Here is a 12,587-nt window from a genome sequence, read left to right as displayed (position 1 = left end):
AATATAATTTGGAATTATAATATATGGAGATAACTTCTATTCTTGGGTATTTTGGAGCATTATTAATTGGTGTAGTACTTGGATTAATTGGTGGAGGTGGTTCAATCCTTACTGTTCCTATTTTGGTTTACTTATTTTTTTTAAATCCAATTACAGCAACGGCATATTCACTTTTTGTTGTAGGTACTTCTTCAGCCTTTGGAGCTTTAAAAAATATTCAAAAGCAGCAAGTAAATTTTAAAGTAGCTGTTATTTTTTCTATTCCTGCTTTTACAGTGGTGTATCTTACTAGACGTTTTATTTTGCCAGCAATACCAGAAAATTTATTTGTAATTAATGATTTTATATTTACAAAGAATATTGCAATTATGATGCTTTTTGCCATCATCATGCTTTTTGCTGCAAAAACCATGTTGACTGAAAAAACAGTTTCAAATAAAATTCAAGTCCCAAAAGAACTGAATTATGTTTTGATATTTTTTCAAGCAATCCTAATTGGGCTTTTTACTGGTTTGGTTGGAGCTGGAGGAGGTTTTATTATCATCCCTGCATTAATTTTATTAGCAGATCTGCCAATGAAAAAAGCCGTAGGAACTTCGTTGTTAATTATTGCCATTAATTCCTTAATCGGATTCACAGGAGATTTTGGGCATTTAGATATAGATTGGCTGTTTTTATTAAAATTTACAGCTATTTCGGTTATAGGGATTTTTACAGGTAGCTATCTTTCAAATTTTATTGAAGGCAAAAAGCTAAAAAAAGGATTTGGTTGGTTTGTTCTTATTATGGGATTTTTTATTCTTTATAAAGAACTTACAACTTAATAAATTGTAACTAAAGTTACTATAAAAAAGAATAACATAACTATTTTTGCATAGTTGATAAATAATAGAATAAAATGAAAATAGAACAGATTTATACAGGCTGTTTGGCACATGCAGCATATTATATAGAAAGTAATGGAGAGGCAGCTATTATCGATCCATTAAGAGAAGTGCAACCCTATATCAAAAGAGCAAAACTTGATGATGCGAAAATTAAATATATTTTTGAAACGCATTTTCATGCAGATTTTGTGAGTGGACATTTAGATTTAAAGAAAAAAACTGGTGCAGATATCGTATTTGGACCAACGGCCAACCCATCTTACGAAGCTGTTATTGCAGAAGATGGTCAGGTATTTAATGTTGGAAATTACAAAATAAAGGCTATCCATACACCTGGACACACTATGGAAAGTACTACTTATTTACTAATTGACGAGAACGGTAAAGAACATGGAATAGTAACAGGCGATACTTTGTTTATTGGAGATGTTGGAAGACCAGATTTAGCTCAAAAAATGGCATCCGATTTAACCCAAGAAAAACTTGCTGGTTATTTATTCGATTCTTTAAGAAATAAAATCATGCCTCTTGGAGACGATTTAATTGTGTATCCAAATCATGGAGCAGGTTCAGCATGTGGAAAAAACATGAGTAAAGAAACTACAGATACACTTGGACATCAAAAGCAAGTTAATTACGCACTTCGAGCAGATATGACAAAGGAAGAGTTTATTTCTGAACTATTGGATGGTTTAAGTGCGCCTCCTGGTTATTTTCCTCAAAATGTGATGATGAACATTCAAGGCTATGAGAGTTTTGATGAAGTGATGCGAAAATCCCAAAAACCATTATCGCCTGAAGAATTTGAAACTGCAGCAAATGAAACCGAGGCTATTGTTTTAGATGTGCGTCATCAAAAAGATTTTATAAAAGGTCATATTCCTCGTTCTATTTTTATAGGTATCGATGGTGGATTTGCGCCTTGGGTTGGCGCTTTAATTGTAGATGTTAAGCAGCCAATTTTAATTGTTGCTCCCGAAGGTAGAGAAGATGAAGTTATTACTAGGCTTTCAAGAGTTGGTTTTGATAATGTAATAGGCTACTTAAAAGGAAGTTTTGAAGCTTGGAAAAACGAAGGATTTGAAGTCGATACAATAGAATCTATTTCAGCTGAAACATTTGAAAACCAATATCAAAATATTAAAGATGTGGTTTTCGATGTTAGAAAAGAAGGTGAATTTAAAGCTGAACATGTAGAAAACGCTCATTTTACACCTTTAGATTTTTTAAACAGTCATTTAGCAGAGTTCCCAGAAGACAAAACATTTTATGTGCATTGTGCTGGTGGATACAGATCGGTTATAGCGGCTTCAATTTTAAAAAGTAGAGGCATTCATAATTTGGTAGATGTTGCTGGAGGTTATGGAGCTATTAAAAAAACAGATATTCCAACTACAGATTTTGTTTGTCCAACTACTTTAAAGTAAGAAACATTTATATTTAAATATTTTTAAAGAGCGACACAAAAGTCGCTCTTTTTTTGTGTAACTTATGTTACTAATAAAATGATTTAAACCATGTAATTTTATACTTTACAAATACTAAAAGTCAGAATGAAACATATACTCATTGTCTTGTTGCTTATAACTTCTGTTTACAACGTAAAAGCACAAGAAAAAGATAATATTGTTCTATTAAATTTAACTGAGTTTAAATCTCAGATTGAAAACAAAGACGTTCAACTTATAGATGTAAGAACTCCAAAAGAATTTGAAGAAGGTCATATTGAAGATGCTTTAAATATTGATTTCTATTCTGAAAAATTTGTAGATGAATTTAATAAATTAGACAAAGAAAAACCTGTATACCTCTACTGTAGAAGTGGCTTTAGAAGCAAGCAATCTGCTCTAAAACTATCAGAAATGGGTTTTAAAACGTTATACGATCTAGAAGGAGGATTTTTAAATTATAATAAAAAAGACGAATGAGAACATCAGTAATAGTTCAAAATTTAAAATGTGGAGGCTGTGCAAACAGCATCACAACTAAACTATCAGAAATAAAGAATATTTCAGATATAAAAGTAGATATAGAAGAAAGTAAAATCTCTTTTGATTTTATAGATGAAAATAATGCCCTTTTAGTAAAAGAAAAATTAAAAAATATTGGTTATCCTTCTGTGGAAGAAGAAAACACGATGCTGTCTAAAACAAAATCGTTTATTAATTGCGCCGCAGGTAAATTAGCATAAACTATGAAACTATTTGTTTTTTTAATTAGCAGTTTGTTCTTTTTACAAGGTTGCAATCAAACTGAGAAAAAAAAGGATTCAATGACAGAGAGTACTTCTGTAGAGATGCAAACAGTTAACTACAAAGAACTTGGAATGGAGTATGCCTTTGCAACCAAAGCAGTACTTGGTAAAAACCTCATGGGAACCATTAAAGAAAAAGGAGTAAATGCAGCTGTAGAGTTTTGTAACGTGCAAGCTTATCCTTTAACAGATAGTATGTCTATAGTTTATAATACTCAAATTAAACGTGTTTCCGATAAGCCTAGAAACCCAGCCAATCAAGCGAGTTCAAAAGAATTAGAGTATATAGCGAGTTTTAAAAAGGAGGTTGCAAATAATCTAGAACCAAAACCCTTTATAGAAGAAAACGAAACAGAGGTTAATGTCTATTATCCAATTACTACTAATGTTATGTGTTTACAATGCCATGGTTCACCATATAAAGAATTAGATGAAGAAGCATATAAAACGATACGTGCGCTTTATCCAAAAGATCTAGCCATTGGTTATAACGACAATGAAGTAAGAGGGATTTGGCGTATAAATTTTAAAAAGGAATAATATGAGTCAATTTTCAGAAATAATAAATCAAGATAAACCAGTTTTAATTGATTTTTACGCAGAATGGTGTGGACCTTGTAAAATGATGTCTCCCATTTTAAAAGAGGTTAAAGATAATTTAGGCGAAGCCGTTTCAATTATAAAAATTGATGTGGATAAAAACCAATCTTTAGCTGCAAAATATCAAGTAAGAGGCGTGCCTACTTTAATTTTATTTAAAGAGAGTAAACAATTGTGGAGACAATCTGGATTGGTACAAAAGGAAGATTTAATAAAAATAATAAAGAATCATAAGTAGATGCAGATGCACGAACCGATAAATTGATTCTCACAGTAAACTGACAAATTATTAGTCAGTGATTTTTGGTTGGTTTGAAAAGGCATTTTTATTTCTAAAAATGCCTTTTTGTTACTATTTTAAAAAGTATAGTATATTTACTGACTAAAGTCATATTTAATAAGACTTATTTCAGATATTTTTACTATTAATTATAAACAACTAAACTCCTCGATTATGATTACTCAAAATCTTGCTTTGTACAATTGGAATAATGGCGTTATTATGATTGCTATTTTCGCTCTAGTATGTGTAACTCTAGTTGCCATTCTTATTAATTTTATGATGAGTGGTAAAAAAGAAGATAAAACAGAAGAAGAGGAGCTGTAATTTTTAATGACACCTATAGTCCGTTATCTGGTTTAACCCGATAGTTTAATGTTTTAATTTCCTTTTATTCTTTTCCAAAGATCACTTAAAAGCTGTTTGGCATCCTCTCGATTTTTAACCGTTTCAGTAAAAGTTACTTCTCCTGAGGCATCGGTTTTTATTTCATATTGAAAAACAAAATTTTGCGCACCTGGCTTTAAACTTAACAAGCCAAAGCGTAAATCGTTGAAAAATATTTGTTCTTCTTTTTTTGAAATACTATACCAACCTTGAGAGATATGAATCATTCGTTTCACCTTTTTCTCAAGAATTAAACCCCCTAAAAGTTCATGATTTTTTGGGTAAGCTTCAAAGTGAATGGGTTTTTCGTCAAAAAACGAATAATAACCGATAAGGTAATGGTCTTTGGTATCAACATTCGCAGACCATAATACGGTATTTAACGGTGAAGGTTTTGTTTCTAATTTTGTGTATGCAATTTGCTGTGATTCTAATTCTTTTTTAAACTGACTATAAGCCATTCCTTTTAAACCAAAAGTTAATAGAAGATAACTACTACTAATTATTAAACCCAAATTGTTATAGTATCGTCTTTTTGGAGCATCACGTTTTTGACATGCAGCTAAAATTAAAAATACTAAAAAGGGTAAGGTGTAAAGGGGATCTATAACAAAAATGGTTTTAAAGGCAATTGGGTAGTCTATGGGCCAAAACAATTGTGTTCCCCATGTGGTATGTGCATCTAAAATAGGATGGGTAATAAAAGCCCAGAAAAACAACCAAGACCAACCTTTGATGTCTTTAAATCTTTCGTATTTGGAAACTATCCAGCCAAAAAGAGGGGCAAAGCATATAGAAAAAAATATAGAATGTGTAAAACCTCTATGTATTTCTAATGCAGAAACCGTATCTGTAAAATAGGAGGAAAAAACATCTAAATCTGGAATGGTACCTGCAATAGCACCATAAAGCATGGCTTTATTGCCAACTTTTCTTCCAAGAACAGCTTCTCCAATGGCAGCACCTAAAACAATTTGTGTTAATGAATCCATGATTACTTAAAGCAGATTTTTGATTAGGTACAAACTAAGACATTTATAAGGAACTAAAAAAGTGAAAAGCTTTGAATTTAGATTAAAAGAATTAATGATTTTATTAGTATAAACCTATCAGGAAAATAATGAAAAGCTTACTGTTAGTGATTTTTCTTTGGTAACCTATGTTACTTTCCATCAGCTTTAATAAACTTAAATTTGCTGTAACAAACAATGTGATAAATGAAAAAACAGATATACATATTCAGCTTTATTTTTATTATAGCATCAGTTGTCATGCAAGCACAACAAGTGTTGCCAATAACTAAAGCTGAAGTATTGACAAAGGTTTCGGAAGAAAACAGATCGATTAAAATTTCTGAACAAGAATACTTAGAAGCTAAGGCTGATTTTAGACAAACTAATGGGGTGTTTTTACCAAATATTACAGCCTCTCATACAGGAATGGCTACAACAAATCCTCTAATGGCTTTTGGTTCTAAATTAAATCAGGAAATTTTAACAGCATCAGATTTTAATCCAAACCTGTTAAACAATCCGGGACAAGTAGAAAATTTTGCCACACGAATAGAAATTCAACAACCATTAATTAACATGGATGGTCTGTATCAGCGTAAAGCTGCAAAGTCTAAAATGGAAGCACATGCCTTAAAAATTGAACGTACTTCAGATTATTATGCTTTTGAAGTTGAAAAGGCTTATATGCAATTGCAACTAGCTTATAAAGGAGTCGATGTACTAGAAAAAGCTTTAGTAACTGCAATTGAAAGTAAAAAAATAACAGAAAACAGATTTAAACAAGGATACCTTCAAAGAGCTGATGTGTTATCTATAGATGTTCGTGTTAGCGAAGTTAAAAATCAGTTGCAAACAGCAAAAAGTAATGTAGAAAATGCTTCTAATTACTTATCATTTTTAATGAACGAAACTAGCGATGTTATTTACAAACCGTCTGATAGTTTGCAAATAGGACATTTTAATATCATAAATTCTGAAACCATTTCAGAAAATCGCTCAGATATTAAAGCTATGAAATTAGCCTCTAATGCATATGAAACTATGAGTAAAGCAGATAATATGGCGTTTTTACCACGTTTAAATGCTTTTGGAAGTTATGAGCTTTACGACAATCAAATTTTTCAAGGTGATGCTAGCGGCTATATATTTGGAGCGCAATTAAGTTGGACCATTTTAGAAGGAACCAAACGTTTTGGAAAAGCACAAAAAAGTAAAGCAGAATTCGAGAAATCGAAGCTGAAATACGAACAATATGTGTCTCAAAATCAATTAGAATTGAACAAGGCCAAACGCATGTTAACAGATGCTGAAAATAGACTGAATTTAACAAAGTTAGCTCTGGAACAATCAGAAGAATCTTTTAGAATAAGAACGAATAGATATGAAGAAGGTTTAGAGAAAACAACCGATTTGTTGTTGGCTGAAACTCAATATTCACAAAAACAATTGGAATATTATCAAACTATTTTCGAATATAATTATGCGCAGTCCTATTTGTATTTTCTGACTAAAAACTAAATAACAAACCAACGATTCCCAATTCAGGGGGTATAAAAATATTAAATCAATGAAAAAATATACTTACAAAGTAATAATTATAGTAGCAGCATTTTTTATGGTGAGCTGTGGGAACGAAGATAAAAAAGCAACAGGAGATAGTTCGCCAGCCATAAAAGTGCAAGTGCATCAAGTAACTGAAGCAAATAATAGCCCATTTTTAGCTGTTAGTGGTAAAATACAATCGGTTAATAGTGCAGATTTAAGCACTAGAATGATGGGCTATGTTACCAAAGTACATGTTAATGTTGGAGATAAAGTAAACAAAGGCCAATTATTGGTATCCATCAATAATACTGATTTACAAGCCAAAAGAGCACAAATTGAGGCAGGAATTATAGAAGCCACTGCAGCTTTTAATAACGCACAGAAAGACTATAACCGTTTTCAAAGTTTGTATGCAGATAATAGTGCTTCACAAAAAGAACTAGATGATATTGCTACCAATTTCGAAATGGCAAAAGCCCGTTTAGAAGCAGCCAAACAAATGAAAAACGAAGTGAATGCTCAATTTGCTTATTCAAATATTACAGCACCATTTGCCGGTGTTGTAACTTCAAAAACAGTAAGAGAAGGCGACATGGCAAATCCAGGACAACCATTGATTTCAGTCGAAGCTCCAGGGGATTTTGAAGTGATGGCCATGGTTCCAGAAACAGAAATTTCTGAAATAGAAAATAATATTGAAGTAGCCGTTTTAGTAAAATCCATCAACAAAACATTAAAAGGAAAATTAACAGAAGTGAGTACTTCGGCCAAAAACACCGGAGGACAATATTTGGTAAAAATAGCTTTGGATAAAACGGAAGCTAATATTTTGTCAGGCATGTTTGTAACGGTTCAGTTTCCAGTTGAGAAAAAATCAAATTTTGATATGGTTTTAATTCCAACAGAAGTACTTGTTACAAATGGTCAATTGTCCGGAGTTTACACGGTAAGTCAAAGCAATACAGCTTTATTGCGTTGGTTAAGATTAGGTAGGACTTATGGAGATCAAGTGGAAGTATTATCAGGTTTATCAGCAGATGAAGGGTATATCGTTTCAGCTGAAGGCAAATTGTTTAATGGGGCTAAAATTTCAATTCAATAACTAAAAGTCGCGTTAAGGATAGAAGCGGCATCCTTTTTACGTCAGTTCGAGTGAATTTGCTGCCTAAGCAAATTTGTGTCGAGAACAAGTAAAAAGATATAGTGGATAGCCTGTTAAAACGCCAAAAAATAAAAAACTCAAATGAAAGAAGGAATCGCAGGGAAAATTGCAAAAATCTTTATACAGTCTAAGCTTACGGTGCTTTTAATGATTGTATTTATGGTTGTTGGCGTATACAGTTCGTTTTTAATTCCACGAGAAGAAGAGCCGCAAATTGATGTGCCAATGGCAGATATTTTTGTTGGGTATCCAGGAGCTAGTCCTACAGAGGTGGAGTCTCGAGTTATCAAGCCTTTAGAGAAACTAATCTCTAATATTAAGGGTGTGGAATATGTTTATTCTACCTCCATGAAGGAGCAAGGTATGATCATTGTTCAGTTTTATGTAGGTGAAGATATTGAGCGCTCTTATGTAAAACTTTACAACGAGATTAACAAGCACATGGATCAAATGCCCCAAGGAGTTACTTTTCCATTAGTGAAAACACGTGCTATTGACGATGTTCCTATGTTGGGGTTAACTTTGTGGAGTGAAAACTACGACGATTTTCAACTAAGCCAAATGGCTGAAGAGTTAGAAAACGAAATTAAAAAAGTGAATGATGTGTCCATGACACATAAAATTGGAGGTAGAGACCGTCAATTGCGTGTGGTATTGGATAAAAATAAATTAGCTGCTTCTGGACTAGATTTCTTATCTGTTTCTGAAATGATTAAAGCTAATAACAGCCAATTAAGTTCAGGAAGTTTTGATAGTAACGATACAGAATTCCTTGTAAACACTGGAAAGTTTTTGGCAACCGTTACAGATGTTGAAAACCTAGTAGTTGGCGTGCAACAAAATCAGCCAATTTATTTAAAGCAAGTAGCAAAAATTATTGATGGGCCTGAAGTACCACAAAATTATGTGAGTTTAGGATTTGGTAAAGGCAGTGTAAAATCTTCAGATTATAAATCGGAATATCCAGCAGTAACCATTTCTGTTGCAAAAAGAAAAGGTGCAGATGCCATGAAAATTTCTGAAATCATCTTAGATAAGGTAGAACATTTACGTACTACTTTAATTCCAGATGATGTTCATGTGGAAGTTACTAGAAACTATGGTGAAACGGCTTCAGATAAAGTTTCAGAACTCTTATGGCACCTTATAGGTTCAATCTTCGCTGTAACACTTGTGGTGATGATAGCTATGGGTTGGCGTGGTGGATTGGTCGTGTTTTTATCTGTTCCAATTACCTTTGCCTTGACCTTGTTAAGCTACTATATGATGGATTATACACTAAACCGAATCACACTTTTCGCTTTAGTATTTGTAACAGGAATAGTCGTCGATGACTCGATTATTATTGCCGAAAACATGCATAGGCATTTTAAAATGAAACGTTTGCCTTTTAAACAAGCTGCTTTATATGCCATTAATGAAGTTGGGAATCCAACTATTTTAGCTACGTTTACTGTAATTGCTTCGGTATTGCCTATGGCTTTCGTGTCTGGTTTAATGGGACCATATATGGCGCCAATGCCAATTGGAGCGTCTATTGCTATGATTCTATCTTTATTTGTAGCCTTGACAATTACACCTTATTTAGGGTTTATTTTCTTAAGAGAAAAAGATAAAAAAGGACAACCAAAAAAAGAAGATAAGCCATTAGAAGAAACTTTTATTTATAAAGTATATAACAAATTTGAACGTCCATTACTTGAAAATAGTAAGAAACGATGGTTATTTTTAGTAGGTACTTTCGTCTTGCTTATGGCTACTATGGTCTTGTTTTTCACCAAATCGGTTGCTGTAAAAATGTTGCCTTTTGATAATAAGAACGAATTTCAAGTAGTTATAGACATGCCAGAAGGCACTACTTTAGAGCGCACAGGTGTTGTAGCTCAGGAGATTTCACAGTATTTATCAACAAGACCAGAAGTGGTAAATTATCAAAATTATGTTGGGACTTCAGCTCCAATAACCTTTAATGGTTTGGTACGTCATTACGACTTACGTGGAGGTTCTAATATGGCAGATATTCAGGTTAATTTAATTGGGAAAGGAGAACGTTCAGCTCAAAGTCATGACATTGCTAAATTGTTGCGTCCAGATATTCAAAGGATAGCTTCAAAATACCATGCCAATGTGAAATTGGTTGAAGTACCACCAGGACCTCCAGTATTGTCAACTATAGTTGCAGAAGTTTATGGGCCTGACTATAACGAGCAAATAAAGATTGCTGATCATATTCAAAACATTTTACACAATACAGAAGATGTAGTAGATATAGATTGGATGGTTGAAGATGACCAAACAGAATATCAATTCGAAATCAACAAAGAAAAAGCGATGCTTTATGGTGTGGCGCCACAGCAAATAGCATATACTATGAATATGGCCTTGTCCAATAGAGCCATAACCACCTTATATGATGAAAATGCTAGCAGTCAAGTTGGTTTGGTATTGGCTTTAGATGAAAAGGAGAAATCAACTATCTCAGATATTTCACAATTAAAAGTAACATCAAAACAAGGGAACATGGTTCCAATTGCAGATTTGGTTACTATTAGCGAAACTACAAGTGCTAAAAGTATTTATAGAAAAAATCAAAAACGAGTTGTTTACGTCTTAGCAGATATGGCTGGGGACCTAGAAAGCCCTGCTTATGCTATTTTAGGAATGGAAGATAAATTAAAAGAAATTCCATTGCCAGAAGGTTATGAAATGAACGAAATGTATTTAGGTCAACCTGATTTTGAAGATGTTTATACCGTTAAATGGGATGGAGAATGGCAAATTACACTGGAAGTGTTTAGAGATTTAGGAATTGCCTTTTTAGGCGCGATTATACTAATCTACATCTTAATAGTAGGTTGGTTCCAAAACTTTAAAGCACCAATTGTTATGATGGTTGCCATACCATTATCCTTAATAGGAATTATTCTGGGGCACTGGATTATGGGAGCCTTCTTTACAGCAACGTCTTTTATTGGAATGATTGCTTTAGCTGGAATTATGGTGAGAAATTCCGTCTTATTGATTGACTTTATAAACCTGCAAACAGCCGAGGGTGTGCCACTTAAGGAAGCAGCCATCGAAGCTGGAGCCGTTAGAACAACACCAATTTTATTAACAGCAGGAACAGTTGTTATTGGAGCCTTTGTTATTTTGTTTGATCCAATTTTCCAAGGATTAGCCATCTCTTTAATGGGGGGGACAATTGTTTCAACCGTATTAACCTTGTTGGTTGTGCCACTTGTGTATTATATGATTGAAAAAAAGAATTTTAAATAAAACTAAGAATATGAAATTAGTGATTGTTACCTCGGTAGAAGAGTTTCAAAAGGATGTTTTGAAACTTTTCAAAAATGCAGATATTCACAATTTTAGTAGTTCAGATATTGATGGATATAAAAACGGATCTTCCATATTAATGACTTCTAGCTGGTTTCCAGGTGAGCAGTTTAGTAATGAATCCCGTTTGTTTTTCTCTTTTACGGAAGATGAAAAGATAGATGCCTTATTCAGTTTAATAAAAGAGTTTAATTCAAGTATTGAAACCAATAATGCCGTAAGAGCAGTTGTGGTTCCAATAGAAAGACAGATATAAATTTAAAAATCAGAAAAAATGTTAAATACATATTTTAGAGTTATTGTAGGTAGTATGGTACTATTGAGTGTCGTGTTGACGTATTATGTAGATCAAAATTGGATGTGGTTTACAGTGTTTATAGGAGTAAATTTAATTCAATCGGCCTTTACAAAATGGTGTTTGTTAGAAACCATTCTTGTTAAGTTGGGTGTTAAAAAAGAAGGAGTCGGTTGTTCGGTAAAATAATTGGTAATTTCTTAAACTAAAAGTGTAACATTTTCATCAATTGTTCGTCTTATTAGTACATCAATCAATTAAATATCACCATCATGAGAACAGACAAACAATTATTAGTAATTACACATTTAAGTCAGTTGTTAACCTTTATCACAGGCTTTGGAGGACTTATAGTTCCATTAATTTTATGGGTAACACAAAAAGACAGAGTTCTAGAAATGGATGACCAAGGAAAGCGTATTATTAATTTTCAGTTAAGCTTAATTATATATGCTATTATATGTGTTCCAGCTATTTTACTATTAGGATTAGGCATTATAGGTTTGATAGTTATTGGGTTTATTTCATTAATATTTCCAATTATCAATGCAATAAGAGCTAACAATGGCGAATCTCCAACATACCCTTTATCTTTCAATTTTATTAGTTAGGAATTTTAGTTATAAAGGATTGAAAATGCTCACAATATTGTGGGCATTTTTTGTTTTTTAAGCAATGCAATTCAATAGAAACAAACGCATTTTAAGTTATTAGAATGTTAGAAGTTATTATTTTTGTTTTCTTTGCATAAGAAAGTTTATTTTAATTATTGCTCTCTTTACAAAACTAGCATCTAAATTAAGGACTTTTATTGATAACGAAAAACGA

General features: G+C 32.6%; 14 protein-coding genes. 13 read left to right on the top strand and 1 reads right to left on the bottom strand.

Annotation, left to right across the window (positions count from 1 at the left end; translation table 11 throughout):
* Positions 1-23: 23 nt before the first annotated feature.
* From ACI5KZ_RS13515 to ACI5KZ_RS13485, 7 genes are all read left to right on the top strand, one after another.
* Positions 24-824, top strand: coding sequence for a sulfite exporter TauE/SafE family protein (locus ACI5KZ_RS13515; RefSeq protein WP_109308010.1), 801 nt, complete (start codon positions 24-26; stop codon positions 822-824).
* Between the two features lie 74 nt (positions 825-898).
* On the top strand, positions 899-2,314 hold the full coding sequence (locus tag ACI5KZ_RS13510) for a rhodanese-like domain-containing protein (protein ID WP_109308011.1): 1,416 nt from the start codon (positions 899-901) through the stop codon (positions 2,312-2,314).
* 126 nt (positions 2,315-2,440) lie between these two features.
* Positions 2,441-2,815 (top strand): rhodanese-like domain-containing protein, encoded by a 375-nt coding sequence (locus ACI5KZ_RS13505; protein ID WP_109308012.1) that lies wholly within the window; start codon positions 2,441-2,443, stop codon positions 2,813-2,815.
* A complete protein-coding gene (locus ACI5KZ_RS13500; protein ID WP_406847919.1) occupies positions 2,812-3,078 on the top strand; it encodes a heavy-metal-associated domain-containing protein in 267 nt (88 codons plus the stop codon). Before ACI5KZ_RS13505 ends, ACI5KZ_RS13500 begins: the two co-directional genes overlap by 4 nt.
* A gap of 81 nt (positions 3,079-3,159) precedes the next feature.
* Positions 3,160-3,681, top strand: a complete 522-nt coding sequence (locus tag ACI5KZ_RS13495; RefSeq protein WP_406847918.1) for a DUF3365 domain-containing protein — start codon at positions 3,160-3,162, stop codon at positions 3,679-3,681.
* Between the two features lies 1 nt (position 3,682).
* Positions 3,683-3,979: a thioredoxin gene (trxA, locus tag ACI5KZ_RS13490; RefSeq protein WP_109308015.1), complete on the top strand. Its 297-nt coding sequence runs from the start codon at positions 3,683-3,685 to the stop codon at positions 3,977-3,979.
* A 216-nt stretch (positions 3,980-4,195) separates the two neighbouring features.
* The gene (locus ACI5KZ_RS13485) at positions 4,196-4,348 is read left to right on the top strand and encodes a hypothetical protein (protein ID WP_406847917.1); all 153 of its coding nucleotides are present in this window, start codon (positions 4,196-4,198) and stop codon (positions 4,346-4,348) included.
* Between the two features lie 53 nt (positions 4,349-4,401).
* On the opposite strand, the gene ACI5KZ_RS13480 is transcribed toward ACI5KZ_RS13485, so the two are convergent.
* Positions 4,402-5,400, bottom strand: coding sequence for a metal-dependent hydrolase (locus ACI5KZ_RS13480; protein ID WP_406847916.1), 999 nt, complete (start codon positions 5,398-5,400; stop codon positions 4,402-4,404).
* Between the two features lie 225 nt (positions 5,401-5,625).
* Here ACI5KZ_RS13480 and ACI5KZ_RS13475 point away from each other — a divergent pair, with 225 nt between their 5' ends.
* From ACI5KZ_RS13475 to ACI5KZ_RS13450, 6 genes are all read left to right on the top strand, one after another.
* Positions 5,626-6,939 carry a TolC family protein gene (locus ACI5KZ_RS13475; RefSeq protein WP_406847915.1) on the top strand — a complete coding sequence of 438 codons (1,314 nt, stop codon included), beginning with the start codon at positions 5,626-5,628 and terminating at the stop codon, positions 6,937-6,939.
* A gap of 49 nt (positions 6,940-6,988) precedes the next feature.
* The gene (locus ACI5KZ_RS13470; RefSeq protein ID WP_406847914.1) at positions 6,989-8,068 is read left to right on the top strand and encodes an efflux RND transporter periplasmic adaptor subunit; all 1,080 of its coding nucleotides are present in this window, start codon (positions 6,989-6,991) and stop codon (positions 8,066-8,068) included.
* A gap of 141 nt (positions 8,069-8,209) precedes the next feature.
* Positions 8,210-11,404: an efflux RND transporter permease subunit gene (locus ACI5KZ_RS13465; RefSeq protein ID WP_406847913.1), complete on the top strand. Its 3,195-nt coding sequence runs from the start codon at positions 8,210-8,212 to the stop codon at positions 11,402-11,404.
* Between the two features lie 10 nt (positions 11,405-11,414).
* A complete protein-coding gene (locus ACI5KZ_RS13460; protein WP_406847912.1) occupies positions 11,415-11,720 on the top strand; it encodes a hypothetical protein in 306 nt (101 codons plus the stop codon).
* Positions 11,721-11,738: 18 nt separating this feature from the next.
* On the top strand, positions 11,739-11,948 hold the full coding sequence (locus tag ACI5KZ_RS13455) for a DUF2892 domain-containing protein (RefSeq protein ID WP_406847911.1): 210 nt from the start codon (positions 11,739-11,741) through the stop codon (positions 11,946-11,948).
* A gap of 83 nt (positions 11,949-12,031) precedes the next feature.
* Positions 12,032-12,370: a DUF4870 domain-containing protein gene (locus tag ACI5KZ_RS13450; protein WP_109308021.1), complete on the top strand. Its 339-nt coding sequence runs from the start codon at positions 12,032-12,034 to the stop codon at positions 12,368-12,370.
* Positions 12,371-12,587 lie beyond the last annotated feature (217 nt).

The sequence above is a fragment of the Xanthomarina sp. GH4-25 genome (genome assembly GCF_045363175.1).
Taxonomy (GTDB): Bacteria; Bacteroidota; Bacteroidia; order Flavobacteriales; family Flavobacteriaceae; genus Xanthomarina.
This window is presented reverse-complemented; position numbering and strand designations above follow the sequence as displayed.